28 protein-coding genes are annotated in these 26285 nt (G+C 71.5%); 6 read left to right on the top strand and 22 right to left on the bottom strand.

The annotated features are described in order from the left end of the window. Window positions 1–5 precede the first annotated feature (5 nt). The gene (locus ACWF79_RS08885; RefSeq protein ID WP_453727360.1) at window positions 6–956 is read right to left on the bottom strand and encodes a hydrogen peroxide-inducible genes activator; all 951 of its coding nucleotides are present in this window, start codon (window positions 954–956) and stop codon (window positions 6–8) included. Window positions 957–1087: 131 nt separating this feature from the next. On the opposite strand from ACWF79_RS08885, the gene ACWF79_RS08890 reads away from it, so the two are divergent. Further along, the gene (locus tag ACWF79_RS08890) at window positions 1088–1642 is read left to right on the top strand and encodes a peroxiredoxin (protein ID WP_137993611.1); all 555 of its coding nucleotides are present in this window, start codon (window positions 1088–1090) and stop codon (window positions 1640–1642) included. Between the two features lie 6 nt (window positions 1643–1648). Further along, complete coding sequence (locus tag ACWF79_RS08895) at window positions 1649–2182, top strand: alkyl hydroperoxide reductase (protein ID WP_147980985.1); 534 nt, start codon at window positions 1649–1651, stop codon at window positions 2180–2182. 54 nt (window positions 2183–2236) lie between these two features. Here the strand turns inward: ACWF79_RS08895 and ACWF79_RS08900 are convergent, their stop codons facing one another. The 4 genes from ACWF79_RS08900 to ACWF79_RS08915 all read right to left on the bottom strand — a co-directional run bounded on the left by ACWF79_RS08900 (window position 2237) and on the right by ACWF79_RS08915 (window position 7274). Then, entirely contained in the window at window positions 2237–3700 is a 1464-nt protein-coding gene (locus ACWF79_RS08900; RefSeq protein WP_453727361.1) for an AI-2E family transporter, read from the bottom strand. 116 nt (window positions 3701–3816) lie between these two features. Beyond that, window positions 3817–4506, bottom strand: a complete 690-nt coding sequence (locus ACWF79_RS08905; RefSeq protein ID WP_453727362.1) for an aggregation-promoting factor C-terminal-like domain-containing protein — start codon at window positions 4504–4506, stop codon at window positions 3817–3819. 376 nt (window positions 4507–4882) lie between these two features. Next, on the bottom strand, window positions 4883–6205 hold the full coding sequence (locus ACWF79_RS08910) for a PhoH family protein (RefSeq protein WP_453727363.1): 1323 nt from the start codon (window positions 6203–6205) through the stop codon (window positions 4883–4885). A 307-nt stretch (window positions 6206–6512) separates the two neighbouring features. Beyond that, the gene (locus tag ACWF79_RS08915) at window positions 6513–7274 is read right to left on the bottom strand and encodes an isoprenyl transferase (RefSeq protein ID WP_361966793.1); all 762 of its coding nucleotides are present in this window, start codon (window positions 7272–7274) and stop codon (window positions 6513–6515) included. 111 nt (window positions 7275–7385) lie between these two features. On the opposite strand from ACWF79_RS08915, the gene mgrA reads away from it, so the two are divergent. Beyond that, window positions 7386–8423, top strand: a complete 1038-nt coding sequence (mgrA, locus tag ACWF79_RS08920; protein ID WP_453727364.1) for an L-glyceraldehyde 3-phosphate reductase — start codon at window positions 7386–7388, stop codon at window positions 8421–8423. A gap of 510 nt (window positions 8424–8933) precedes the next feature. On the opposite strand, the gene ACWF79_RS08925 is transcribed toward mgrA, so the two are convergent. Continuing rightward, on the bottom strand, window positions 8934–9404 hold the full coding sequence (locus ACWF79_RS08925; protein WP_453727365.1) for a winged helix-turn-helix transcriptional regulator: 471 nt from the start codon (window positions 9402–9404) through the stop codon (window positions 8934–8936). A gap of 91 nt (window positions 9405–9495) precedes the next feature. Between ACWF79_RS08925 and ACWF79_RS08930 the strand changes: the two genes are divergently transcribed. Continuing rightward, the gene (locus ACWF79_RS08930) at window positions 9496–10653 is read left to right on the top strand and encodes a winged helix DNA-binding domain-containing protein (protein WP_453727366.1); all 1158 of its coding nucleotides are present in this window, start codon (window positions 9496–9498) and stop codon (window positions 10651–10653) included. Window positions 10654–10839: 186 nt separating this feature from the next. Here the strand turns inward: ACWF79_RS08930 and ACWF79_RS08935 are convergent, their stop codons facing one another. After that, a complete protein-coding gene (locus tag ACWF79_RS08935) occupies window positions 10840–12375 on the bottom strand; it encodes a DUF2079 domain-containing protein (protein WP_453727367.1) in 1536 nt (511 codons plus the stop codon). Window positions 12376–12400: 25 nt separating this feature from the next. Next, the gene (locus ACWF79_RS08940; protein WP_453727368.1) at window positions 12401–13303 is read right to left on the bottom strand and encodes a prepilin peptidase; all 903 of its coding nucleotides are present in this window, start codon (window positions 13301–13303) and stop codon (window positions 12401–12403) included. Between the two features lie 44 nt (window positions 13304–13347). On the opposite strand from ACWF79_RS08940, the gene ACWF79_RS08945 reads away from it, so the two are divergent. Further along, the gene (locus ACWF79_RS08945; RefSeq protein WP_453727369.1) at window positions 13348–13716 is read left to right on the top strand and encodes a DUF192 domain-containing protein; all 369 of its coding nucleotides are present in this window, start codon (window positions 13348–13350) and stop codon (window positions 13714–13716) included. Here the strand turns inward: ACWF79_RS08945 and ACWF79_RS08950 are convergent. Beyond that, window positions 13688–14812, bottom strand: a complete 1125-nt coding sequence (locus ACWF79_RS08950; protein ID WP_453727370.1) for a hypothetical protein — start codon at window positions 14810–14812, stop codon at window positions 13688–13690. The genes ACWF79_RS08945 and ACWF79_RS08950 overlap by 29 nt on opposite strands. A gap of 149 nt (window positions 14813–14961) precedes the next feature. Then, the gene (locus tag ACWF79_RS08955) at window positions 14962–15327 is read right to left on the bottom strand and encodes a DUF7674 family protein (RefSeq protein WP_453727371.1); all 366 of its coding nucleotides are present in this window, start codon (window positions 15325–15327) and stop codon (window positions 14962–14964) included. A gap of 113 nt (window positions 15328–15440) precedes the next feature. On the opposite strand from ACWF79_RS08955, the gene ACWF79_RS08960 reads away from it, so the two are divergent. Further along, a complete protein-coding gene (locus tag ACWF79_RS08960; protein WP_453727372.1) occupies window positions 15441–16430 on the top strand; it encodes an endonuclease domain-containing protein in 990 nt (329 codons plus the stop codon). A 70-nt stretch (window positions 16431–16500) separates the two neighbouring features. On the opposite strand, the gene ACWF79_RS08965 is transcribed toward ACWF79_RS08960, so the two are convergent. From ACWF79_RS08965 to ACWF79_RS09020, 12 genes are all read right to left on the bottom strand, one after another. After that, window positions 16501–17124 (bottom strand): OmpA family protein, encoded by a 624-nt coding sequence (locus ACWF79_RS08965; protein WP_453727373.1) that lies wholly within the window; start codon window positions 17122–17124, stop codon window positions 16501–16503. Window positions 17125–17135: 11 nt separating this feature from the next. Continuing rightward, window positions 17136–17672 (bottom strand): hypothetical protein, encoded by a 537-nt coding sequence (locus ACWF79_RS08970; protein WP_453727374.1) that lies wholly within the window; start codon window positions 17670–17672, stop codon window positions 17136–17138. Window positions 17673–17734: 62 nt separating this feature from the next. Next, window positions 17735–18436 carry a pilus assembly protein TadG-related protein gene (locus ACWF79_RS08975; RefSeq protein ID WP_453727460.1) on the bottom strand — a complete coding sequence of 234 codons (702 nt, stop codon included), beginning with the start codon at window positions 18434–18436 and terminating at the stop codon, window positions 17735–17737. After that, a complete protein-coding gene (locus tag ACWF79_RS08980) occupies window positions 18388–18600 on the bottom strand; it encodes a Flp family type IVb pilin (RefSeq protein ID WP_453727375.1) in 213 nt (70 codons plus the stop codon). Before ACWF79_RS08980 ends, ACWF79_RS08975 begins: the two co-directional genes overlap by 49 nt. A 126-nt stretch (window positions 18601–18726) precedes the next feature. Beyond that, complete coding sequence (locus ACWF79_RS08985; RefSeq protein ID WP_453727376.1) at window positions 18727–19428, bottom strand: response regulator; 702 nt, start codon at window positions 19426–19428, stop codon at window positions 18727–18729. Further along, the gene (locus ACWF79_RS08990) at window positions 19425–20612 is read right to left on the bottom strand and encodes a sensor histidine kinase (RefSeq protein ID WP_453727377.1); all 1188 of its coding nucleotides are present in this window, start codon (window positions 20610–20612) and stop codon (window positions 19425–19427) included. Before ACWF79_RS08990 ends, ACWF79_RS08985 begins: the two co-directional genes overlap by 4 nt. Window positions 20613–20849: 237 nt before the next feature. After that, window positions 20850–21737 (bottom strand): DUF5936 domain-containing protein, encoded by an 888-nt coding sequence (locus tag ACWF79_RS08995; protein ID WP_453727378.1) that lies wholly within the window; start codon window positions 21735–21737, stop codon window positions 20850–20852. Between the two features lie 9 nt (window positions 21738–21746). Next, the gene (locus tag ACWF79_RS09000) at window positions 21747–22688 is read right to left on the bottom strand and encodes a type II secretion system F family protein (protein WP_453727379.1); all 942 of its coding nucleotides are present in this window, start codon (window positions 22686–22688) and stop codon (window positions 21747–21749) included. A 31-nt stretch (window positions 22689–22719) separates the two neighbouring features. After that, the gene (locus ACWF79_RS09005) at window positions 22720–24063 is read right to left on the bottom strand and encodes a CpaF family protein (protein WP_453727380.1); all 1344 of its coding nucleotides are present in this window, start codon (window positions 24061–24063) and stop codon (window positions 22720–22722) included. A gap of 3 nt (window positions 24064–24066) precedes the next feature. Next, on the bottom strand, window positions 24067–24585 hold the full coding sequence (locus ACWF79_RS09010) for a TadE family protein (protein ID WP_453727381.1): 519 nt from the start codon (window positions 24583–24585) through the stop codon (window positions 24067–24069). A gap of 68 nt (window positions 24586–24653) precedes the next feature. Then, a complete protein-coding gene (locus ACWF79_RS09015; protein WP_453727382.1) occupies window positions 24654–25028 on the bottom strand; it encodes a TadE/TadG family type IV pilus assembly protein in 375 nt (124 codons plus the stop codon). Window positions 25029–25031: 3 nt separating this feature from the next. Next, window positions 25032–26282 (bottom strand): AAA family ATPase, encoded by a 1251-nt coding sequence (locus ACWF79_RS09020; protein WP_453727383.1) that lies wholly within the window; start codon window positions 26280–26282, stop codon window positions 25032–25034. Window positions 26283–26285 lie beyond the last annotated feature (3 nt).

Genomic DNA, 26285 nt, shown 5'->3' on the forward strand with positions numbered 1-26285 from the left:
CGAGGTCAGCCGGAGCCCACCACCCGTACCGGCAGGGACTCCATCGCGCCGCGCAGAGCCTCGGCCAGCTCCTCGAACTCGGCCTGGCGGGCCGCGCCGGTGCGCATCGCGAGGGCGACCTGCCGGGTGGGCGCGGGATCGGTGAAGCGGCCGGTGAACAGGGCCGCGTTGTACGCGGTCTCGACCTTCACGGCCGTGCGCGGCAGCAGGGTCACCCCGAGCCCGCCCGCCACCAGCTGTACGAGCGTGGACAGGCCGGCCGCGGTCGTGGTGACGGGCGCTCCGTCGGTGCGCCCGGCCTCGCGGCAGATGTCGAGGGCCTGGTCGCGCAGGCAGTGCCCCTCGTCGAGGAGCAGCAGGTTGAGTTCCTTGAGGGCCTCGCGCGGAATGTCGTCACGTCCGGCCAGCGGATGGCCCTGCGGGGTGACGAGCACGAAGTCCTCGTCGAAGAGCGGGAGTTCGCTCACTCCGGGCACCCCGAGCGGAACGGCGAGCAGCAGCAGGTCGAGCCGCCCGGCCGCGAGCCCCTCCAGGAGCGAGGAGGTCTGCTCCTCGTGGACCTGGAGGTCGAGCTCCGGGTAACGCTCGTGGACCAGGCTCAGGACGGTGGGCAGCAGGTACGGGGCGACGGTCGGGATCACTCCGAGCCGCAGCACGCCGGTGAACGGGGCCTGCGCCGCCTCGGCCTCCTCCATCAGCTCGGCCACGGCGTCCAGGACGGCCCGGGCGCGCGCCGCGAGCCGCTCACCGGCGGGCGAGAGCAGCACCTTCCGCGTCGTACGCTCAAGGAGTTGGACACCCAGTGCCTCTTCGAGAGCCGAGACCGCGCCCGAGAGCGCCGGCTGGCTCATCCCTATGGCCGCCGCCGCATCCCGGAAGTGCAGATGCTCCGCGACCGCCGCGAACGCTCTGAGCTGGGACAAGCTGGGCTGCTTCACACGCCGCACCGAAACCACTGATAACCACCTTCGATCAACGCGACCGAGTCTAGCTATTTCACTGATCAATGCACTCCGTGCCAGGATGAGACCCGTCCAACCCCTCATGGAAGCCTCAAAAGGGACCTTCCGACCTGCAAGGAGAGCGCGTGCTCACTGTCGGTGACCAGTTCCCCACCTACGACCTGACCGCCTGCGTGTCGCTGGAGAGCGGCAAGGAGTTCGAGCAGATCGACCACAAGTCCTACGAGGGCAAGTGGCGTGTGGTGTTCTTCTGGCCCAAGGACTTCACCTTCGTCTGCCCGACCGAGATCGCCGCCTTCGGCAAGCTGAACGACGAGTTCGCGGACCGCGACGCCCAGATCCTCGGCGTCTCCGGCGACTCCGAGTTCGTCCACCACGCCTGGCGCAAGGACCACGCCGACCTGCGTGACCTGCCCTTCCCGATGCTCGCCGACTCCAAGCACGAGCTCATGCGCGACTGCGGCGTCGAGGGCGAGGACGGCTTCGCCCAGCGCGCCGTCTTCATCGTGGACCCGAACAACGAGATCCAGTTCACCATGGTGACCGCCGGCTCCGTGGGCCGTAACCCCAAGGAGGTCCTGCGGGTCCTCGACGCCCTGCAGACCGACGAGCTGTGCCCGTGCAACTGGAACAAGGGCGAGAACACCCTCGACGCGGCCGCGCTCCTGTCGGGCGAGTGATCTGACATGGCTCTCGACGAACTCAAGTCCGCCATCCCGGACTTCGCCAAGGACCTGAAGCTGAACCTCGGTTCGGTCATCGGCAACAGCGAGCTCCCGCAGCAGCAGCTCTGGGGCACGGTCCTCGCCTGCGCGATCGCCTCGCGCTCGCCGAAGGTCCTGGCGGAGCTGGAGCCGGAGGCCAAGGCCAACCTCAAGCCCGAGGCGTACACGGCGGCCAAGTCCGCCGCCGCGATCATGGCGATGAACAACGTCTTCTACCGGACCCGGCACCTGCTGTCGGACCCCGAGTACGGGACGATGCGCGCGGGTCTGCGGATGAACGTCATCGGCAACCCGGGTGTCGAGAAGGTCGACTTCGAGCTGTGGTCGCTGGCCGTCTCGGCGATCAACGGCTGCGGCCAGTGCCTGGACTCGCACGAGCAGGTCCTGCGCAAGGCCGGTGTCGACCGCGAGACGATCCAGGAGGCCGTCAAGATCGCCTCGGTGATCCAGGCGGTCGGCGTCACGCTGGACGCGGAGGCGCTCCTCGCCGAGTAAGGCGTACGAGGATGTGCGAAGGGCCCCGGGGCGTCATGCCCCGGGGCCCTTCCGTCACTTCTCGTCCTTGGCGCCGGGCGCGCGGGTCGGCGCCACCGCCCACGCGGTGGCGCCGCGCGGTTCCGGCGTGGAGAGCAGGGCCTGATTGTGGCTGTACGCGCGGAGGTAGCCGACCACGGTGTTGGTGACGGCGACCAGCGGGACCGCGACCACCGCGCCGCCGATGCCGGCGGTCAGGCCGCCGGCCGCGACCGCGAGGACGACGGCGAGCGGGTGGACCCGTACCGCGCGGCCCAGGATGAACGGCTGCAGCACATGGCCTTCGATCTGCTGGACGGCCAGGACCACGGCCAGGGCCATCAGGGCGGTGAACACCCCGTTGGTGACCAGGGCGACCACGACCGCCAGGGCGCCGGAGATGACGGCACCGACCAGCGGGATGAAGGCGAACAGGAAGATGAACACGGCGAGCGGCACGGCCATCGGCACGTCGAGGAAGTACAGGCCGAGGCCGATGAAGACCGCGTCGATCAGGGCGACGATCACCGTGCCGCGCACATAGGCGGTCAGCGTCCGCCAGGCCCGGGGCCCCGCGCCGGCGAGACCGGGCCGTGCCTGGGCGGGCACCAGCTTGAGCGTCCACTGCCAGACCTTCTTCCCGTCGTAGAGGAGGAAGAGGGTCGAGAACATCGCGAGCAGTATCCCGGTGATCGCCTCGATGATGACCGTCACGCCCTGGAGCCCGGCGGAGGTGATCTGCTCCGTGTTCGAGCTGATCGTGTCGCTGAGGTTCTTGGCGATGTCGTTGATCTGCTTCTCGGTCACATGGAACGGGCTGTCGAGCAGCCAGCGCTTGAGCTCCTCGATGCCGTCGCGGACCCGGTCCGAGAGGGTGTCGATGTTGTCCATGACCTGCCAGACCACGAACCAGCCGACCAGGCCCATGATCACGAACCCGGAGACGGCGGTGATGGCCGTGGCGACCCCGCGCGGCAGCCCCATCCTGCGCAGCCGGGCGACGGTGGGCTGGAGCAGGGCGGTGATGAGGAGCGCGGCGACGAAGGCGAGGACGACCAGCTGCACGGAGCTGATCACCTTCATCAACACCCAGACCGTGCCCGCGAGCACGAGCAGCCGCCAGCCGGCCTCGGCGGCGACCCGCATGCCCCACGGGATCGCGGCGACGGGGTCGGGGCGCGCGGCTATGGCCGGGGCGTAGGCGGGCGGCGCGGGGACCGAGACGGCCGCGGCACCGGACGGCTCGGGGCCACCGCCCGCGACCGCCTCACCGGCGCCCTCGCCAGGAGGCGCGCCGACGGGCTCCGGGGCGGGCTTCTCGGCGGGCTTCTCCGTACCACCCTCACCCGTTGGCGGCTCTGCTCCGCCACCACCCTGGGGCGGCTCCGCGTCGTGGTCGTCGTCCTCGCGCTCCGCGCGGGCGCGGCGCTCGTCGAGCCGTTCGCTCATGCGGTTGAGCTCGTCGCCCAGCCGGCTCAGCCATCCTGGCAGTCTCGACATCTTCTTCCCTCTCCCCCCGACTCACTCCCCCGGGGAGCACATGGGCCCGAACCTACACGCATGAAGCCCCTCACCGTAGGACGGTGAGGGGCTCAGCGAGGTTGAGAGCGCCGGTACTAGTACCAGCGGTTGGCCTGCCAGAAGTTCCACGCGCCGCAGGGGCTGTCGTAGCGGTTGTTCATGTAGTTCAGGCCCCACTTGATCTGGGTGGCCGGATTCGTCTGCCAGTCGGCGCCCGCCGACGACATCTTCGAACCGGGGAGGGCCTGGACGAGACCGTACGCGCCGGACGACGGGTTGGTCGCGCGGTAGTTCCAGCCGGACTCGTGGTCCACGATGTTGCTGAAGCACTGGAACTGCGAGGCCGGGATCATCTGACGGGCGATCGCCTTGACCTCAGCGATGGAGTAGGAGCCCTGGGCCGAGAAGCTCGACGCGTCACGGACCGAGGAACGCTCGGCGCGCTCCGCGGCCTCCTTGCGCTCCTTCTCCGCCTTGTCGGCGGCCTGCTTCTTGGCCTCGGCGTCCTTGGCGGCCTGGATGCGGGCCGATTCCTCCGCGGACTTCTTCGCGGCCGAGTCGGCCGCGGCGGCCTGGACGTCGGCCTGCTCCGAGAGCGAGGAGACCTGTACCTGGGCCTGCTCGCCCACGGGAATGTCCGCGAGCAGCGTGGTGTCGGCCGCGGTGGCCTCGAAGTTGTCGCCCGAGGGCTGGGTGTCGCCCGAGGCAACACCCACGACGGCGCCGACGGTGGTGACCGCAGTGGCCGAAGCCACCGCGAATCCCCGGACCGAGATCCGGCTCACACGGTTTCCTTCCAGCATCGCCCACACAGGTGACCAAGCGGGCGAAATCTTGCCCCTTGCGCTGGTCTCCGACGTACTGGGTCACAGAAGACACGGGCCCGTGGTGCTGTGGGCGGCATACGGCGAACGGCTGTTGAGTTGTGTGGTGCCACACCGGTGAAGGTGTGCGTGGGCCGTATGCGGGGCCTGACGGAAGCAAGACTCTGCCGGACGCCGACACCGCAAGGCAATTCTGCGTTGCGTGTGAAAGCTCACACCTCATAAGTCACCGGAGTTTTGGCCCATTCCCCGGACAGCGAGACGCCGCCCGGCTAAGCTCCTGCGCTTTGCCGGGCGGCGCCAACTCCCGTATCCGTACGGGAGTGTGCCAATCGGATCAGATCTGGACGTCCTCCAGCATTTCGGTCACCAGGGCGGCGATCTGCGAGCGTTCCGAACGCGTCAGCGTGACGTGCGCGAAGAGCGGGTGCCCCTTCAGCTTCTCGACGACGGCGACGACTCCGTCGTACCGGCCGACCCGGAGGTTGTCGCGCTGGGCCACGTCATGGGTCAGCACGACACGGGAGTTCGCCCCGATCCGGGACAGAACGGTCAGCAGGACGTTCCGCTCCAGGGACTGGGCCTCGTCCACGATGACGAACGCGTCGTGGAGGGAGCGGCCCCGGATGTGCGTGAGCGGCAGGACCTCCAGCATGCCCCGGCCGAGCACCTCCTCGATGACCTCTCGGCCCGCCACGGCCGAGAGCGTGTCGAAGACCGCCTGCGCCCAGGGGCTCATCTTCTCGGCCTCGCTGCCCGGCAGATAGCCGAGCTCCTGGCCGCCGACCGCGTACAGCGGGCGGAACACCATCACCTTCTGGTGCTGCCGGCGCTCCAGGACCGCTTCCAGGCCGGCGCAGAGCGCCAGCGCGGACTTGCCCGTACCGGCCCGGCCGCCCATCGAGATGATGCCGACGTCCGGGTCGAGGAGCAGATCGAGCGCGATCCGCTGCTCGGCGCTGCGGCCACGGATGCCGAACGCCTCCCGGTCGCCCCGCACCAGCCGGACGTTGCCCTCGGCCGTGATCCGGCCGAGCGCCTTGCCCCGCTCGGACTGCAGGACCAGACCCGTGTGCACCGGAAGCTCGGAGGCCTCCGGCACGAACAGCGTCTCCTGGTCGTAGAGGATGTCCACCTGGTCGGCGGAGAGCGCCAGTTCGGACATTCCGGTCCAACCGGAATCCGTGATGGCGAGTTCCGCGCGGTACTCCTCGGCCAGGAGACCGACCGAGGACGCCTTGATGCGCAGCGGCAGGTCCTTGGAGACGACCGTGACGTCGTACCCCTCGGCCTGGAGATTGCGCGCGACGGCCAGGATCCGGGAGTCGTTGTCCCCCAGCCGGTAGCCGGCCGGGAGGACTCCGGGGTCGGAATGGTTCAGCTCGACACGCAGGGTGCCGCCCAGGTCCCCGATGGGGAGCGGGGCGTCCAGGCGCCCGTACCTGACCCGGAAGTCGTCCAGGAGGCGCAGGGCCGCCCGGGCGAAGTAGCCGAGTTCGGGATGGTGCCGCTTGGCCTCCAACTCGGTGACCACGACGATCGGGAGCACGACCTCGTGCTCGTCGAACCGTGACACGGCGTTGGGGTCGGCCAGCAGGACGCTGGTGTCGAGTACGTAGGTGCGCCTGTCGGACAAGCGGCGCTTAGTGCTGGTCACCACGGAAGGACAGACCCCCTTTGACGACCCCTGAGAGGTCGGGGCGCGACGGAAGCGGTGTCGCTGCGGGATGGGACCGGGCTCTGGCCACGATGCGCGGGCCGAGCACCGGCCCTCCGCTCCGTCCGTACATGTCCTGCACGGTCGTCCTGGTGCAACGGGCCTCCCGGGTGGCGGTCTCCGTGCCGCTCACTCTGCAAGGGGTATTCCCTCGATCACGCGCCGCCATGCCATGGCATATGACGACGTGTTCGTGAACAGAGTCGAACGTCCGGTGATCGCTCCCGCGGACTGCCGGGCTGAATCCGGCTCAGGTGCCGTAGCGGCGGTGGCGGGCGGCGTAGTCGCGCAGCGCCCGCAGGAAGTCGACCTTACGGAAGGCCGGCCAGTGGACCTCGCAGAAGTAGTACTCCGAGTGGGCGCTCTGCCACAGCATGAAGCCGGAGAGCCGCTGCTCGCCGCTGGTCCGGATCACCAGGTCCGGGTCGGGCTGCCCGCGCGTGTACAGGTGCTCGGAGATGTGTTCGACGTCGACGATCTCGGCGAGCTCCTCGAAGCTCGTCCCCTTCTCCGCGTGCTCCAGGAGCAGCGAGCGGACCGCGTCGGCGATCTCCTGACGGCCGCCGTAGCCCACGGCGACGTTCACGAGTATCCCCGTGTTGTCGTGCGTGGCCTGCTCGGCCTCCTTCAGCACGGACTGCGTACGGGCGGGCAGCAGGTCCAGCGTGCCCACGTGGTGCACCCGCCAGCGGCCGTCGGCGGCCAGGGCGCGCACCGCGCCCTCGATGATGGCGAGCAGCGGGCGGAGCTGGTCCTCGGGCCGGTTCAGGTTGTCCGTGGAGAGCATCCAGAGCGTGACGACCTCGACGTCCGTCTCGGCGCACCAGCCGAGCAGCTCCTGGATCTTGTCCGCGCCGGCCTTGTGGCCCTGCTCGGGGGTCCCGCCGGAGGCCTTGGCCCAGCGCCGGTTGCCGTCGAGGATGACGCCGATGTGCTTGGGCACCTGGTCGTGGTCGAGGCGGCCTTCCACCCGGCGTGCGTAGAGCCCGTACACCAGGTCGCGCAGGTTCACTGTTCTTAACCCCTCCATGCCGCGGCGGTCCCCGCAGCCGACCACCTTACTGCGGACGGGTAACAGGCTCCCAGCCCGGGACTGTCACAAGTCCGTGATAAGCAGAGAGACGTGACTCATTCCCCGATCTACACCGCCTCCGCGGACCGCTACGAGCACATGGAGTACCGCCGCACCGGGCGCAGCGGGCTCAAGCTCCCGGCCGTCTCCCTCGGCCTCTGGCACAACTTCGGCGACGACAGGGCGCTCGGCACGCAGCGCGCGATCCTGCGCCGCGCCTTCGACCTCGGCGTCACCCATTTCGACCTGGCGAACAACTACGGGCCGCCGCCCGGCTCCGCCGAGCTGAACTTCGGCAAGCTCTTCGCCCAGGACTTCGCGCCGTACCGTGACGAGCTGATCATCTCCACCAAGGCGGGGTACGAGATGCACCCCGGCCCGTACGGCGAGTGGGGCTCCCGCAAGTATCTGATGTCCTCACTCAACGCGTCCCTGAAGCGGATGGGCCTCGACCACGTCGACATCTTCTACTCGCACCGCTTCGACCCGCACACGCCGCTGGAGGAGACGATGGGGGCGCTCGCCTCCGCCGTCCAGCAGGGCAAGGCGCTGTACGTCGGCGTCTCGTCGTACACCAGCGAGCAGACGGCCGAGGCCGCGGGGATCCTCAAGGAGATGGGTGTCCCTGCGCTCATCCACCAGCCGTCGTACTCGATGATCAACCGATGGACCGAGGAGGACGGTCTCCTCGACACGCTGGAGGCGGCCGGCATGGGCTGCATCTCCTTCGTGCCCCTCGCCCAGGGTCTGCTCACGAACAAGTACCTGAAGGGGATCCCGGAGGGGTCGCGGGCGACACAGGGCAAGTCCCTCGACCCGAACCTGCTCTCCGACGAGGTCCTGCGGCGGCTGCACGGTCTGGCCGACATCGCCGAGCGGCGCGGTCAGTCGCTGGCGCAGCTGGCGCTGGCGTGGGTGCTGCGCGACGAGCGGATGACGTCCGCGCTGATCGGCGCGTCGAGCGTCGCCCAGCTGGAGGAGAACGTGGCCGCGCTGGCCGGACCTCCGCTGACGGACGAGGAGCTGAAGGAGATCGACTCCTTCGCCGTGGACACCGCGGGCACCAACATCTGGGCCGGCCGGGGCTGAGGCTACGGTCCGGAGGGGCCGGAGGCGGGGGTCCGGTCGGGGGCGGGGGTCCGGTCGGGGCCGGGGGTCCGGTCGAGGCCGGGGGTCCGTCCGGGCCGGGGGTCCGGTCGGGGCCGGGGGTCCGTCGGGGCCAGGGGCCCTGAGGGGCTTGGGGTCCGTGGGGGCCGGGGCCCTGAGGGGCTCGGGCGGGGACTTCGATGTGCCTGGGGCGGGTCCCCGAGGGGCCCGGGCCCGCGGTCCGGAGGGGGGCCGGGGAAAGAAAACGGGCCGGTCCGTGGGGGGGATACGGACCGGCCCGAGGGGGGGTTTCCACCATAACCCTTCATAAGCGGTGCTGCGTGCCACGCGGCGCCGCCGGTCCCTCCCGGATTCCTCGGAGCCCAGTCGGGACAAGGGCCCTGGGGCCCGTCGGCCGGTTTGCGCCCCGGCGTGGCGGCGGGTTTCGTACCTCCCAAGAGGGACCCCCGCGAAAGGGACCCGAGTTGACGCAGAGCCCCCGACCGGCCCAGGTCAGGCAGCCTGCCGCGCGCGCCCGGCCTGGCCCTGCGGGACGCTTGCGACCGTGCGCTGGGCTTCGCCGCTGCCGCTCTGCGGCACGCTCTCGACCGTGAGCTGGGCGTCGTCCTCGGCCGCGCGCTGGGCCGCCTTGATCGCGAGGATGTCCGCCATGAAGCTCTCGCCCCACTCCCCCAGCGGCAGCAGCGCCGTGTTCAGCGACTCGCCGAGCGCGGTCAGGGAGTACTCCACCCGGGGCGGGACCTCCGGATAGATCTCCCGGTGGACGATGCCGTCCGCCTCCAGCTCGCGCAGCTGCTGGATCAGCACCTTCTCGCTGACGCCGGCGAGCCCCCGCCTGAGCTCACCGAAGCGGGTCGCGCCGTGCGCGTGCAGCGCCCACAGGATGAGCGGTTTCCACTTGCCGCCCACGACATCGACGGCCGCGTCGAGCCCGCAGCCGTATGTGGTCTTCCCCTTGGCCATCGCCAACTCCTCGTCCGGTCCCGACTCTTCGACTCTGCCCCTTCGGGCAAGGCGGACAGGCCCTGACCTATTCCCCACCTACCGTCGAAGCATGACGACCTCCACCCCACCACAGGTCAGCTGGGCGCGGGCCGACGCCCGCAGGATCCACCGGCAGTTTCTGGACGAGCCCACGGACGCGCCGCCGGCGGCGGTGGCCGCCGCGATGCTCGGCGCCCACGCCCAGGTCCTCTCGGCCGCCGAGCTGTCCCTCGCGCTGCGCACCGCCGAGGGAACCCGGGCGGACGTAAGGGCGGCGCTCTGGGAGGACGGCACGCTGGTCAAGACGTACGGACCGCGCGGCACGGTCCATCTGCTGCCCGCCGCCGACCTGCCGATGTGGACCGGCGCGCTCTCCGCGATCCCCGCCGGCGCGTCTGCGATGCCGCCGGACGTACGGATGACGACGGCGCAGACCGAGGAGGTCCTGGCGGCCGTCGCGGACGCCCTCGCGGGCACGGAGCTCACCGTCGACGAGCTGACGGACGCGATCGTGGCGCGCACCGGCCCCTGGGCGGGCGACCGGGTCATGGACGCCTTCCAGGACAAGTGGCCGCGCTGGCGGCAGATCACGCACCTGGCGGGCCACCGCGGGGTGCTGTGCTTCGGCCGGGACCGTGGCCGGAAGGTCACGTACACCAACCCGGGGGTGCGCCCGGCGGAGGGGACGCAGGCCCTCGGCGACCTGGCGGAGCGGTACCTGTACGCGTACGGCCCGGCCGGCCCCCGGCAGTTCGCGAAGTGGCTGGCGGCACCGGCCGGCTGGGCGACCGGGCTCTTCGCCTCGCTGGCCGAGGCCGGGCGGATCGAGGAGGTGGACTTCGAGGGGGCGCCGGGGTGGGTCGTCGCCGGGGACACCGCGTTCCCCGAGGAACGTCCGGCGCGCGGGGTGCGGCTGCTGCCCTACTTCGACGCCTTCACCATCGCCTCCCAGCCACGTGAACGGCTCTTCCCCGGCGCGGCCCGCGAGCGCGCGCTCGCGGGCGGCCAGGCCGGGAACTACCCGGTGCTCCTGGTCGACGGCACGGTGGCGGGCGTCTGGCACCAGCGCCGCTCGGGCAAGCGGATCACGGTGACCGTCGAACCGCTGAAGCCGCTGACCGCGCCCGGGCTACGGGAGCTGGAGGACCAGGCCGCACGCGTCGCCACCATCCTGGAGGGTCGCGCCGAGCTGGTGATCGACCGGGTGACGGTGGGGCCGCACGCGTAGGGCGCGCGTCGAGGGGCTCGGGGGCGGGGGTTGAGGCTGGAGTGGGGGTTGAGGCTGGAGTGGGGCCGGGGTTGAGGCTGGGGCGGGGCGGGGTTGGGGCTGGGGCGGGGGGCTCGGGCGGCGGGCGGCGGAACGGCAAGGGGGCGCCGCGCGGCCCTCGCCGCACAGGGGAGCGGCTCGCGGGCGCTAGGCGGCGCGGCGGAGGAGCGTGATGCCGTCCCGGGAGGCCACCACCTCGTACCCGTGCCGCTCGCGCGCCGCGCGCAGTTCGGCCTCCTGCTGCTCGACCGGGTAGGGCCACGGTCCGCTCTTCTGCGGCCAGGCCTCCGGTGGCACGGCGTCGTAGACGATCCACTCGGCCGTGGGCGCGGGCAGCGGACCGGTCTCCCGGCGGTCGAGGAGAGTGTCCACCGGGAAGGTCGGGAAGATCATGACCTCGCAGCGCGACGTGAGCTGCGGGGCGAGCCGGTTGGACGCGGCGACGGTCGCGCCGTCCGGGACGCGCGCGAGCAGCTCGCGGGCGGCCTCGATGTGGGGCGTGGTCCGCCAGGTGGACCGCTGCGCGAGCTGGGCCAGCGGGAACGACGGAAGCATCACGACGGTCACGGCGAGGACGGTGACGAGGGAGGCGCGTACGTTCCGGGCGGACTTCTCCCTTCCGAGGACGTCGATCAGCCCGGCGAGGACGACGGGCATGAGGACGGCGCTGTAGTGGTAGGCCGTGCCCCAGTGGAAGGGGTTGTCGGAGACCAGCCGCCACCCGAGCGTGGGGACGGCGATCATCGCGAGCGGCGAGCGCAGCGCGAGCAACGCGGACGGCGCGAAGACCAGGATCAGCAGCATGGCCTTCACGTCGGGGCGCAGGGCGTCGAGCGGGGCGTGGGCGAGGGTGGAGAGCAGGGAGCCGTGGCCGTCGGCGAGGTGGCCGCCGTGGGCGTAGTCGCCGCCGGGGTTGAAGGCGGGCAGCAGCAGCTTGATCTCGATCAGTGAGCCGAGCGTACCGAGGGCGGCGGTGGCGATCCCGAGCCGCCGGGGACCCTTGACCGCGACGTAGACGCCGACGGCGGCGAGGGTCAGCCCCAGGTCCTCCTTGACGAGCAGGAGCGGCGCGGCCCAGGCGACGGCGGCGCGCCAGCGGCGGTGGGCGAGCGCTTCGAGGGAGAAGGCGAGCAGCGGTACGGCGAGGGCGACCTCGTGGAAGTCGAAGGCGGCGGCGGAGGCGATGCCCCAGCTGAGCCCGTACCCGGCGGCGACGGCGTGCGCGGCGCGGGCGCCGAGCACGCGCCGGGCCCAGCGGGCCAGGGGGACGACGGCGAGGGCGAGAAGGGCGGACTGCGCGACGAGCAGGCAGAGGGGCGAGGGCCAGAGGCGGTAGAGGGGGGCGAGGGCGGCGAGGAGCGGGTGGAAGTGGTCGCCGAGGAGGTTGAAGCCCGGGCCGCGCAAGGGGACGACGGGCGCGCGGAGTTCGGCGTAGGCGCGGACGGCCTGCTCGAAGATGCCCAGGTCGTAGCCGGTGGTCCGCAGGAGCTGGTGGCGGCGTACGGCGACGGTCGCGTAGAGCAGACAGAGGCCCGCGGCCCAGGCCCAAGGAAGGACGGCGGGCCGGCGGTACCAGGGGGCGGGGGTGGTCTTCGTCCCCTCTTCCTGTACCTCTCCGGGTGCCGCTACGGGCTCTGCGGGCTCCAGTGGCTCTACGGGCAGATTGTCATTGATTGTCCGCATGTGCCGGAATGCTAGGTCGCGAACCTCAAGGGGAGGCGGAGAGCGCGCCGAGGAGCAGACCGAGCAGGGCGCCGCCGATCATGAACGGCCCGAAGGGGATCGCCGACTTCCGGCTCCCCCGCCGCGCGAGGACGAGGCCGAGACCGTACAGCGAACCGAGGAGGAAGCCCGCGAACGTACCGGCGAAGAGGACACCCCAGCCGTACCAGCCGAGGGCCGCGCCGACGCAGAGCGCGAGCTTGACGTCACCGAAGCCCATGCCGGCGGGCCGGATCAGGAACAGCACGAAGTAGCCGCCGCCCAAGGCGACTCCGCCGAGCAGCGCGTGAAGCCAGGAACCGGCGTCGTACGGCAGGAGTTCGGCGCCGAGCAGGAGGATCGGGGTGGCGGCGGCGAGCGGGAGCGTGAGCGGGTCGGGCAGCCGGTGCACGCGGACGTCGACGGTGGCCAGGAGCACGGCGAGAGGCGCGCACAGCAGCCAGACGGCCAGCTCGGGCCGGGGCCCGGTGGCGGCGGCGAGCGCGGCACAGGAGAGGGCGGTGACGACGACCGGGGCGAGGACGGGGCCGAGGGGGCGGGGTCTTGCGGCCGGGGGGTGGGGCTTCGCGGCGGGGGCGACGAGGGGCCGCTTGCGGGGGGACGCGAGGGGGCGGGTGTCCGCGACCGCGGTCGTGGTGGTCGTGTTGGTCGTCGTCTTGGTTGTCGTCGATGGCGTCGTGGTCGACGTCGTGGTCGGCGTCGTGGCGCAGGACCGGCACGACGGGGCGCCGAGCCAGCCGCGTGCCGGGCCGGTCAGGGCGTGGCCCGCCTCGCAACGGTCGCGCCACGGCTCTTCCGGCTCGACCGACAGCCGGTACGCGGCGCGCGGCACGAGCAGCCCCGTGGCGGCACCCCACAGCGCGGCGACGACGATCAGTGTGACGAACACCCGCCGAACCTACCCACTCGCACCGCACCGCTACCGTCTCCCCTATGGGGAGACCGGGGAAATGGCGCGACGGCACAGGGACCCTGTTGGTCGGGGAGGAGCAGGTCCCCTTGGAGATCGCGGCCTCCTACCGGTCGAGGCGGCGCGGCCTGCTCGGCCGGGACGGCATCGCCGGAGCGCTGCTCATCACCCCGACGAACAGCATCCACACGTTCGGCATGCGCTTCGCCATCGACGTGGCCTACCTGGACCGGAACCTCACGGTCCTGGACGTCGTGACCATGCGGCCCGGACGGCTCGGCATGCCGCGCCCGCGAGGCCGGCACGTCGTGGAGGCGGAGGCCGGGACGATGGCGGGGTGGGGGCTGCGGAAGGGCGCGCGGGTCACGGTGGTCCCGAGCCGAGCAGGGTGAAGGCGCCGTACGCACCGGAGGCGAGCGCGAGTCCGGTGAGTACCAGGACCCGGTTGCGCGGGCGGAGCCGTACGAGCGCCACGGCGGCCGGCAGCAGCAGGCCGAACGCGGGCATCATCAGGCGCGGCCGGGAGCCGAAGTACGCGGCGCCGATGAGCGAGATCACGACGACCGCGATCGTGTACACGAGGAGCGGCAGCGGCTGCTTCTGCCGTACGCAGAGAGCGACGAGCCAGCCGAGCAGGGCGAGCGCGGCGACCAGACCGAGCGCGGCGAGGGGCGGCAGACCCCAGATGAAGCGGGCGAGGGCGACACCGCCGTCGATGGAGTTCCCCCAGGCGGCCTGGACGTCGAAGTAGGCCATGGGGCTGGACTCACGTCGGCCGACGTAGACGATGTACGCGAGCCAGCCCAGCGGCGCGAGAAGGACGCCGGCCACCATCGGGGCGGGCAGCTTCCGTTCGCGTACGACGGTGACGAGGGCGGTGATCCCGAGGGCGGCGATCAGCGCGGCGGCCGTCGGGCGGGTGAGCCCGGCGAGCGCGCAGAGCGCGCCGGCGAGGATCCAGCGGCCACGCAGCACGGCCAGGATCGACCAGGCGGCGAGGGCGGTGAAGAGCGTCTCGGTGTACGCCATCGACTGCACGAACGCGGTCGGGTACACGCCCCACAGGACGGCGAGCACGACCCCGGCGGGCCGGCCGGCGACGTGGGCGCCGACGGCGTAGATGCCCCAGGCGGCGGCGAGCGAGGCGGCCCAGGAGATGAGCAGCCCGGCGGTGGCCGCGTCGATGGGGAGGACGGTGGCCAGGGCCCGTTCGAGCGCGGGGAAGAGGGGGAAGAAGGCGAGGTCGGAGTGGACGCTGCCGTTGGGGAGGGTGACCTGGTAGCCGTAACCGTTCTCGGCGATCCGGACGTACCAGACGGAGTCCCAGCGGCCGCTCAGCCGGTGCAGCCCGTCCTTGCCGGTCGCGACGGCGGCGAGAGCGAGGATCGCGAGGCCGATGACGCGGGTGGCGGCGTAGCCGCCGAGGGCGACGGCGGGCGAATCAGGCACATGGCGCACTTGGGGTGAACGGGGCTGGTCGGGGGACATGCGCTCGATTATGTCCGGCGGACAGGCGGGGCCCGGAAAGGCCCCCTCACCCCCGGGGCGGGAGGGCCCGCTCACTCTCTGGCGCGGGAAGGCCCCCTCACTCCCCGGTCGGGAAGGCTCGCTCACCCGTCCCGGGGTGGGAGGGCCCCTCACCCTCCGGGGCGGACGCGGACGAACCTCGCCGCCATGACCGGGCCGAGCTCCTGGACGATGGCGTGCCCGGGCTCGTGCGGGTACGGCAGGTCGTTGAGGAAGGAGGTGACGATGACCTCGTCGACGCCGAGGTCCCCGCGCGCGCTCTGCTGCTCCAGGAAGTCGAGCGTCCGGCGCCAGTCGGCCGCCGCTGGATCCTCCCCGAGGAAGGAACGCACGGTGTTCTGGACGACGTCCCAGAAGAACACGTGCGGGAGCACATCACCCTGGCTGAAGACATGGGCCTCGTAGACGTCCCGGAACTCGGGGATCTGCGTCACGAGGTCGCTGACCAGTCGCACGCTCGGAGATGTCGTCTTCATCGGCAGTCCACCTCGGAGCGGGCCCGGAGTCGGTTCGCACCAGGATGCGGCATGAAGGCAGGAGTTATCCACAGGGGATGCGAACCTTCCCTCTTCCGTGGATCGTTGAGGCCATGGCGGACGAGACGGAGGAGCTTTCGAGGGTCGCCCGGGGCGGGGTGCTCCTCAACGTGTGGGCATACGGAGCGGGATGGTCGCCGGGCCGCGTCGGGAGACGGCTGCGCGCGGAAGGCTGGAAGCCGATCTGCCGGGGCGCGTGGGCGGCCCCCGGCAAGGACGTCGACTGGCGCGTCCGCGTCCGGGCGCACCAACTGATGCACCCGGAGTGGGTGTGCAGCCACGGCACGGCCGCGACACTGCACCGCATCGAGGTACTCGGGGGTCGGGGGGAGGGGGTGGGGGCGGCGGTGGGGCCCCCGGTGGGGCGGGACGAGCCGGAGGTCCTGGACTTCACCGTGCGCCGCCCGCTGTCCTCCCGTACCGGCGACGGCGTGCGCGTCCACTCCACGGAGTACCTGGCCGACGGGGACTGCGTCATGCGCGGCGGGTTACGGGCGACGGCTCCGGCGCGGACGGTCGGCGACCTGATACGGAGCTGCGGCACACGCGAGGGGGCCGTCGTGGTCGCGGACTCGGCCCTGTCGCGGCGCACGGTCCGGGGCGTCCGCCGCGAGCCGCTCGTCCACCACGGGGACCTGGTGGCGGAACTGGCCGCCCCGCGCCCGGGCGCGGCCCAGGCCCGCCGCTGGCTGCGGCTCGCGGATCCGGCGTGCGGCTCCCCGGCGGAGACGGTCGCCCGCCTCCACATGCGCGACGCCGGCCTCCGCCCGGAGTCCCAGCCCCTCCTCCACTCGCGCTCGGGCCGCGCCCTGCGCCCGGACTTCCTCTTCCGGACGGTGGGCCTGGCCGTCGAGATCGAGGGCTACGCCTTCCACGGCACCCGCCATGCCCACGACCGCGACATCCGCCGCTACAACGACCTCGCGGACTGCCCGGAGGTCCGCCGGGTCCTGCGCTTCACGGCACGGGACGTGTTCCGCCGCCCGGACGCGGTGGTCGCGACGATCCGCGCGGTGCTGGACAGCTTGGCGGCGGGGGGCTAGGCGGGGCCGTCAGCCCTGAGGCGCGGAGGCGATCCAGCGACCATCCGGCAACCCGGCCGGGCTACGCGCCTCAGGGCGCGGGAACGGGTGCCGAGGTGGTGGTCCGGGGGAAGGAGATCTCGACGCGGCGGTTCTTGGTACGCCCTTCCTCCGTGGCGTTGTCGGCGATCGGGTAGTCCTCGCTGTACCCGCGGATGTCGAAGGTCTTTCCCGGTTCGAGCGTCTTCGCCAACTCCAGCTGCACGGCGTCGGCACGCTGCTTGGAGAGCTTGAGGCCGTGCTCGTACGTCCCGAGGTTGTCGGTGAAGCCGAAGACGCGGACTCGGCTGGAGTTCTGTTTGTTGATCTCCACGGCGATGGCGGCGATACGGGCGGTGGCGGCGGGGCTGAGCTTGGCGCTGTCCTTGCTGAACAGCACCTCGGCCTGAAGGGCGAAGGTGACGTCGACGTTGGTGTCCTCCCGCCGCTGCTCCCCGCCCTCCTCCTCGACGACCTGCTTGATGTCGAGAACCTTGGGCGCGGCGAGGGTGGCCCCGTCGGGAAGCATCAACTCGGGCGAGTTCGCGTCGATCGCGGGGGGCGGGGAGGCGCTGGAGGTGGAGTTGGGGGGGTCGTCGGCGAGGACGGGGGTGGCGGGGAGGAGGGTGAGGAGGAGTGAGGCGGCGGCGAGGGTGGCGAGGCGGTGGGGAGTCATGGCGGCGTCCGTCAGGAGAGTTTGATGGTGCCGGGTTCGAAGGTGGGGAGCTGGAAGGTCACTTCGGTGGTGCCGGCGGGGGGTGACGGGAATTGCATGAAGACCTCGGCCGAATCACCAGCTCCAAGCATGGCGAGGCCCGTCGTGGTCAAGGGCCTGCCGTCCGTGTCACGGAGGACGTAGTAGCGCTTTTTCGCCACTCCGTCCACGAGAGTCGCACCTCCCAACGAATCGCCGTGCTTCAGCACCTCAGTCTCGTTCCCTCGCCATTCAGGGACTGCTTGCCCCTTTTCTGACGCATTCTTCAGCCGCCCCTTGACGGTGAGGAAGCCGCCAGCATCGCGCTTGGCCGAGGTGATCGCCAGCTCGAAGCCGCTCGGCCCCTTCAGTACGGCCAAGGTCTCCTCCGGCGCCTGTGACTGAGGCTGGTTGTCGCCCTCGTTGCTACGGGGCGACGAAGACGTCGTGGAGGGCTGACTCTTCGGAGCTTCGCCGTCGCTGCCGCAGCCGGCTACGCCGAGGACCAGGCCGGCCGCGGTGGCGGCCACGGCCCACTTCCTGAAGGCCGTCGTTGCGTACCGAACTCTCATGAACGGGATTCCTTCGCTTGTCAGTCGGACAGCCGAACGGTGAAGAGGTCAGCGGCGCTAGGGAGCTCCGGCCGGTCGGGGTCGATCGTCCAGGGGATACCGTCACATGTGAGACCGAGGATCGGGGCGGTCTCCGACGGCGTGGGTTCCGGGTCCGGGTCGGGTTCGGGCGGTTCAGGCTCCTGCGTCGGCTCGGGACTGTCGAACGTGCACAGCGGTTCGAGCACAGCGGTCGCCGTTGCCCTGGCGCGCTGGTTCTCCGTGCCCGGGATGACGGAGTCACCGACCGAGTCCAAGGTTCTTACCTCGACACGGAAGCCTCGTTCCCCGAGAGGGAGGGGGACACAGGCCTCTCCAAAGAGCTTCGCGTCATTCTTGGCCGCGAAGGATGCCGCGCGCCGACAAGCAGCGTCCACGTCGTAATCCCCGCCCGAGAGGAATTCACCCCACTGTGCCGGATCGAGGATGACGCCCAGCCAGCCGTCCCGAAGCTGATCACGAGCATCCTGGGCAGCAGCCAAAGCTGCAGCGTCGGCGGCGGTCTGAGCACTGTTCCGGGTCACCGCAGCCTGGCCCACGGCGAAGTACGCCAACGCCAGGAAGAGCAAGCCCGCCATCACTGTGATGTAGACAGGGAGCGCCTGCCCTGAATCCCTGTGTCTGCTCAGCAGTACTAGTCGATGAGGTCGGCGATCTTGTTCGTGATCGCTGTCTTGATGGATCCGCCGATGCTCGTGCCGCTGATCGCCACCACGATCGCCACCACCACGACGATGATCCCCAGGTACTCGACCGCCGTCTGGCCCCGGTCGTTCGTCCTCGTGCGGGCCCATGCGGCGAAGTGCACCTTTGCCTTCGTCGCAGCCTTCAGCATGAGGTCGCTCATGGTCGTCCCCTCCGGATTCGTACATCCCCGTGCCGATGCCGAGTTCGGCACGCGCAGGGTACGTCCCCACCTCCTCCTCCCCACAGGGTCCGTAGGCCCAAACACGGGCCCAGGTCGCGTTGTCGGTCATGACGCCGCCCTGGTGCCGAGCCAGGCGGCTATGGCCTCGCTTCGCGAGGTGGCGTGGAGCTTGGCGAAGATGCGGTTGATGTGGTTCTTGACCGTCTTCTCGCTGATGAAGCATGTGTCGGCGATCTGGCGGTTGTTCAGGCCCGACGCGATCAAGTCCATCACCTCCCCCTCCCTCACGCTCAGCCCAAACCGTGCCACATTTCGTTGCAGCTGCGAAGCCATTCCGTCAAATCGCAATGAAGTCGAGACGATTGGCCGGGCCGAAGCGTGTGCAGTCGCACCTCGCACCACACCCACCAACGCGTTTGCCGCCGTCGGTGTGAAGCGGGCCCGGCCCGCTCGTACGTCGCGGACCGCCGTCACCAGTTCCTCCGCCGTGAACTCGCCGTGGACCAGGTAACCCCCCGCTCCCAACCGCAGCGCCTCGTGCACGATCTCCGTCTCCGCGCTGTACGTCAGCATCAGGACCGGGGCCACTCTGACCAGGTGCGGCAGGGCCGTCAGGCCGTCGACGACCGGCATGCGGACGTCGAGGAGGATCACGTCCGGGCGGTGGCGGCGGGTCTCGTCCATCGCCGTGCGGCCGTCGGGGGCCTCCGCGACGACCCGGATGTCGGGGGTCGCCGCGTCGAGCAGGGCGCGCAGGCCCGCGCGGACCACCGGGTTGTCGTCGGCGACGAGCACCGTGAGCGTCATCGTGCCGCCACCCCCTCGACCGGGAGGTCCAGGCGGACTTCCGTGCCCCGGCGCGCCAGTCCGCCGCCCCGTCCGATCCTGATCCGCGCGCCCACCCCGGCCGCCCTCTCCACCATCCCGACCAGGCCGAAGTGGCCGGCCCTGCGTAGGTCGTCCAGGGTCGTGCCCGGGGGCAGGCCGCGGCCGTCGTCGCGGACGCTGATGCGGAGGTTGCCCTCGACCACGCCGGCCGAGACGTCCACCCGTGTCGGGGAGGCGTGGCGGCCCGCGTTCTCCAGGGCCTCCGAGGCGATCGTGAGCAGTTGTCTGGCCACCGCCGGCGGTACCGGGGGCATCGTCGCCTCGCCCAGGTCCTCGTACCGTGCCTCGATTCCCGACCGTTGGCCGAAGTTCCGTACCTGGTCCGTCAGTTCCGTCGCCAGGTCGACATCCGGCTCGGCGTACTGGTGTCTCCGCAGGCCCGCCACCAGTTCCCGTGACTCCTCCACCGCCCTGCGCGCCGCGCCCGCCACGGCCCTGGCCTGCCGGCGCGGGTCCGGGGACGCCGCCAGGGCGTCCGCCTGGAGCGCCAGGCCGTGCAGGGTCTTGGCCACCGAGTCGTGCAGGTCGCGCGCGAGGTGGGCGCGTTCCTCCTCGGCCGCCTGGGCGACGGCGAGGGCTCGGGCCGCCGCGCCGTACCGGAGGAGGAGGTTGCGGAGGGTGACTCCGAGCGCGCCCGTGATCACGCAGAGGCCCGGGAGCAGCCCCGGGTCGCCCAGCCCGGCCGCGTGGAGGGCCAGCAGGATCAGCGCCTGGAGGCAGGCGAAGAAGGCCGCCCCGCGCGGGCCGTAGGCGAGGCCCGCGAGGAGGGGCGTGCAGACGCTGACGTACCCGAGGGTGCTGTCCGGGCCCGCCGTGACGAGCAGCAGCGCGCCGACGAGGGTGTCCGCGCCGAGCAGCGCGGGGTGTCGGAGCAGCAGGGGGCCGAAGCGTTCCCAGTCGCGGAACATCGCGTACGAGATGAGTGAGGTGATGAGTACGGCCGTACCGACCAGCCACAGCGCCAGGCCGGGCGGCGCCGCGCCGAAGAGGGCGTACGGGGTCGCCAGGGCGATCATCGCGAGCCGGAAGCCGAAGACTTGCCGGCACATCGCCTGAAGGGCGTTCACCTGAAGGTCCACGGGCACCCGAGGGTCCACGGGCATCCGAGGGTCCACCCGCACCTCCCCGCCCGCCGGCCCCCGCCCGTCCACCGACACCTCCCCGCCCGCCGGCCCCCGCCCGTCCGCCGACACCTGCCCGTACGCCGATGCCGAACCCTCCGCCGACAGCCGAACGTCCGCCCGCACCTCGCCGCCCGCCGACGCCTGCCCTTCCCTCGGCGCCTGACCCCCCGCCGACCCCCGCCCGTCTCCCGGCACCCCGAAGTCCACCCGCATCGTTCACTCCCCCGTGATCGAGCCGAGGTTCGTCCCCGTGCCGAGGAAGAGGCCCGCGCCGAGGAGGATCATGGTGGCGGGGACCATCAGGGTCGTGATCACCATCGTCGCCTTGGGGACCGCCTTCGCGGCCTTTCTGCGGGCGTTCTGGGCGTCCGTGCGGCGCATGTCGTTGGCGATCTGTATGAGGGTTTCCACGATCGGCGCGCCGAGTTCCTCGCCCTGCTGGAGGGCGGTGACGAACTGGGCGACCTGTTCGCTGTCGTTGCGGCGGCGCAGTTCGTCGAAGGCCTGGCGGCGGCTGACGCCCATGTCCATCTGGCGCAGGGTGATGCGGAGTTCGTCGGCCCAGGGGCCTTCGTACCTCTCCGAGACGCGGTCGAGGGCCTGGCGGAAGCCGAGGCCGGCCGAGACCACCACCGCCAGGACGTCGAGGAAGTCCGGCAGCGTGCGTTCGATCTGGTCCTTGCGGATGCGGATCGCCGACCAGATGCCGACCTCGGTCCAGAACGCGCCGAAGGCGAAGAGCAGGAGCGCGACGAGGATGTCGCCGTTGGAGAGCATGATCAGGCCGCCGAGGCCGCCCAGGAAGCCGTAGACGGCGCGCCGTGCTCCGTAGCGGTCGATGGTGAGGCCGCCGGGGTTTCCCGCGAGGTCGATGCGGCGGCGGACGGCCCCGACGCGTTTGGGGCCCATGGCCCGCAGGACGGCGGCCGAGTAGCGCATGCCGAGCCGGTCGACGAGGGAGTCGACGGCGCCGGTGCGGGTGGAGCCGACCTCCAGGGCGAGCCGGAGGTCGTCGGGGAGTGTGGCGTCGGCCCGGTAGAGGCGGATGCCGTGGAGGATGCCGGTGACCGACAGTGCGGCGGCCAACGCGAGAAGTAGGTCCATGTCCGGCCCTCACACGTCGATCTTGGAGAAGCGGCGGATGATCACGAAGCCGACGACGTACAGCGCGAACGCGGCGACGACGGCGAACTGGCCGAGGCCGGAGCCGGTCATCCGGTCCAGTGCTCCCGGCTGCATGTTGTCGATGAGGAACAGGGAGCCGATGCCGATGACCGGGACCGCGTATGCCGTCAGGCTGACCTGGGAGAGCTGTGTACGGACCTCCCTGCGGGTCTCCTTGCGCTCCTCCAGCGTCTCGGTGAGGTTGCGCAGCGAGGAGACGACGGTGCCGCCGGCCTTGTTGGCGAGGACGAGGGTGGTGACGAGGACGACGAGTTCGCGGGAGGGCAGGCGTTCGGCGAGTTCGCCGAGGGCGTCGTCGAGGGAGGTGCCGACGGCGAGCTGCTGGGCGACCTTCTCCAGTTCGTCGCCCGCGGGGGCGTCCAGTTCGTCGGCGGCCATGCTGAGGGCCATCCGCAGGGCCAGTCCGGCCTGGGTGGCGTTGGCGAGGATCCGGGACAGTTCGGGCAGCTGGTTGATGAATCGCTCGATGCGTTTCTGGCGTTGCCAGTTGAGGAAGCCCATGGCCACCCACACACCGAGCAGCCCGCAGATGGGGCCGAAGAAGGGGGAGAGCGCGGCCTGGCCGGTGATCCAGAGCGCGATCACGACGACGGTCATGGCGACGACGAACTCGCCGGGTGTCAGGTCGAGGCCGGTGGCGGAGATCCGTAGCTCCAGGCGGCGCCCGAAGGCGGTGCGCCGTACACGCCGGTCGATGCCCCGGAAGCGGCGCCTGCGGCGGCCGGTGGCGGCGGGCTCGCCGCTCTGGGCGAGCCGGGCGACCAGGGCGGCGCGGTCGGCGGTTCCGCGCGCGTACGTGTGGACGCCGAGCACCCCGAGGACGCAGGCGAGCAGAACGACGCCGGTCACCAGCCACGTCGACGCGTTCATCTACGGCCCCTCCTCGTCATGACGGCCTCTCCTACTTCGCTTCTCGGGTGGTGAGCTGGTCGTCGGTCGCGGCGACGCCGAAGGCCTGCGGGATCGGCTGGCCGGCCAGGGAGAGGCGGTCGGCGACGCGGCGGGGCAGCGGGTGGTACGCGTACACGCCGTGGACGCGGCCGTCGGCGTTGAGCGGCTGGGCGTGGAAGGCGCAGACGGTGGCGAGGGTGAAGCGTTCGCGGGCGGTCGAGGCGAGGACGGCGATCTCGGTGATGCGGCGGGTGCCGTCGGGGTGCCGGGTGAGCTGGACGAGGACGTCGACGGCGCTGTTGATCTGGTCCCTGAGTGCCTCGAAGGGGACCTTGACCTCGGACATCGACGCGAGCGTCTGGAGCCTCATCAGGGCGTCCTCGGCGGAGTTGGCGTGGACGGTGGCGAGTGAGCCGTCGTGGCCGGTGGACATGGCCTGGAGCATGTCGAGGGTCTCGCCGCCGCGGACCTCGCCGACGATGATCCGGTCGGGGCGCATGCGCAGGGAGTTGCGGACGAGGTCGCGGATGGTGACCTGGCCGCGGCCCTCGATGTTCGGGGGGCGGCTCTCCAGTCGGATGACGTGGGCCTGCTGGAGCTGGAGTTCGGCGGAGTCCTCGATGGTGATGACGCGTTCGCCGTCCGGGATGAGTTCGGAGAGCGCGTTGAGGAGGGTGGTCTTGCCGGTGCCGGTGGCGCCGGAGACGATCACGTTGAACTTGGCCTGGACGAGTCCGGCGAGCAGCAGCACCATCTGTTCGTCGAGCGAGCCGAGGCCGACCATCTCGCGGAGTGTGTAGGCGCGGGGGAAGCGGCGGATCGTCAGGGTCGCGCCGGTCAGGGAGAGCGGCGGGATGATCACGTTGACGCGTTCGCCGGAGGGCAGCCGGGCGTCGACCATCGGGTTGGACTCGTCGACGCGGCGGTTGACGGTGGAGACGATCCGCTCGATGGTCTGCATGAGCTGTTCGTGGGAGGCGAAGCGGAGCGGGAGGAGTTCGACGCGGCCCGCGCGTTCGATGTAGATCTGGTCGGGGCCGTTGACCATGATCTCGGTGATCGAGGCGTCTTCGAGGAGGGGTTCCAGGACGCCGAGGCCGAGCGCCTCGTCGACGACGCGGCGGATCAGCTGGGCGCGTTCGGCGGTGGAGAGGACGGGGCCTTCGCGGCTGATGATGTGGCCGAGGACGCGTTCGAGGCGGGCGCGCCGCTCGGTGGCGGCGAGCGCGGACATCTCGGTGAGGTCGATCTCTTCCAGGAGCTTGGCGCGGAAGGAGGCGACGAGGTGGCCGTCCTCCCGGGTGCCGGCTGCCCCGTTCTCGTCGGGGGCGCTGATGCGGGCGCGCAGACTCATGGCTTACTCGCCCTCCTCGGGCAGGGGCAGGGTGGCGCTCTTCGTGACGGAGCCGAGACCGTCCCAGAAGGGGACGACGGACGGGATCTCCACGCGGACGGTCGCCGTGACCTCGTCCGTGCCCCGCGGGGCGGAGACCGTGCTGCGTTCGGCGATCCAGTCGCTCATCGCGGCGCGTCCGGCGGCTTCCGGGCCGATGGTCGCGTCGTCGTGCGTGGCGGCTCGGGCGGCGGCCCGCGCTCCTGTGCCCGCTTGCTGGGCGGCGTACGCGGCGATGCCGAGCTGGATGCCGGCGAGGGCGACGAGCAGGAGGATGGGAAGGAAGCCGAGGTACTCGACGGCGACCTGCCCGCGGTCGCGCGCCGACGCCGCACCTCGGTTGTCGTGTTCCTTCAGCGCCCGGCCGTCGTGCGACGACGCCGTACCCCCGCCGTCGTGTGGCTTCAGCGCCCGGCGGTCGTGTGGGTTCAGCGCCCGGCCGTCGCGCGACGACGTCGCACCTCGGTTGTCGTGTGGCGTCATCCCTCGGCCTACGCGTGGCGTCGTCCCCCGGCCTACGCGTGGCTTCAGCGCCCGGTCCTCACGTCGCCTCATCCCCCGACCCCCTCCTCCCGTACCGCCCCGGCCTCGGCGGGCACCGTGAAGGGGAAGTTGATCGCGCCCGGGAAGAGCACCGGGACCTTCAGGTTCACCGTCGCCTGGGCCAGCTCTCCGGAGCGGTCGCAGGCGACCCGCGCCGACCACGCTTCGCCCACGTGCCGCTTCCCCGCCGCCTCGTAGTCGCCGTCCACGGCGCAGACCCGCGCCGCCTCGTCCGCCGCGTTGGCGGCCAGCGTGAAGGTGTAGCCGACCAGGACGCACTGCCAGAGCAGGACGAGCGTGATCAGGATGAGGGGCACCATGCCGAGGAACTCGACGGCCACCTGCCCCTTGTCGTCCCTCCCTGTGCGCCCGTACGTCGGCATGGTTCAGCGCCCGCCCTTGCCGCGGGTCAGGCGCGCCAACTGCTTTCCCGGTCCCAGCGCAGGTGCCCCCTGCGTGGACGCGGGTGCTCCGACGAGGCCCAGTTCGCCGGCGAGTGACCAGAGGGCCTGCTTCACGCTGGACCGGGCGTCGAGTTCGTGCATGCGGCCGGCGTCGACGACGCCTTGCAGCTCCTTGAAGTTGGCGGGGACGACGGCGCCGGCCATCCGCGTCCCGGTGATCTTCTGGATCAGGGCGGGCTGGATCTCGGTGGAGCGGGTGTGCCGGTTCACCACGACCGTCGTCTCCTCCGCCTTGCGGATCTGGAGGCGGTCCCACATCCGTACGGTCCGCTTGGCCGCCCGCACCGCGACGACGTCGGGCGTGGTGACGAGGAGCGCCGTGTCGGCCATTTCGACGGCCGCCGCGTTGGCGCCGTTGAGGTACGTGCCGCAGTCGACGACCACGACGTCGTAGCGGGAGCGCAGCGCGCCGACGATCTGGCGGGCGGAGCGGTCGGCGACGTCCTCGCCGCGTTCGCCCTCGCCGGGGGCGAGAAGGAGGGCGATGCCCGTCTCGTGGACGTACACGGCGTCCTGGAGGACGCGGGGCGAGATGTCGTCGACGGCGGCGAGGTCGGCGACGGAGCGGCGGAACTGGACGTCGAGGTACGAGGCGATGTCGCCGCCCTGCAGGTCCAGGTCGACGAGGGCGACGTTACGGCCGGAGGCCCGGGAGGCCAGGGCGAGCTGGACGGCGGTGACGGTGGTCCCGACACCGCCCTTGGCGCCGCTGACGGTGACGACGGTGCCGCCGGGGCCTGTCACCGCGTCCGCTCCGCCGCCGAGGTGGCGGCGGACCCCGACCGACCACTGGGCGGCGGCCTGGACGCGGCTGGCCAGCTCCTCGTACCCGAGGGGGAGGGTGACCAGGCCGCGTGCGCCGGAGTCCATGGCGGCGGAGAAGAGCACGGGGCTGGCGTCGGCGGTGATGAGGACGACGCCGACGGCGGGGAAGCGGAGGGCGACCTCGCGGACGAGTTCGAGGGCCGGGACGGGGCCGATCCGTTCGTGGACCAGGACGACTTCGGGGAGTTCGTCGAGGGAGGCTGCGGCCAGCCGGGCGAGGGTGTCGACGAGCTGGGTGGAGTCGGCGACGGGCGGGGCGGGCTCGGCGCCGGGGAGCTGGCTGAGGAGGCTGATGACGGCGCGGGCCGCGTCGGGGTCGGCGACGGCCGGCAGGATCCTGGTGGTCATACC

This window comes from Streptomyces sp. NPDC054975, from assembly GCF_053609105.1.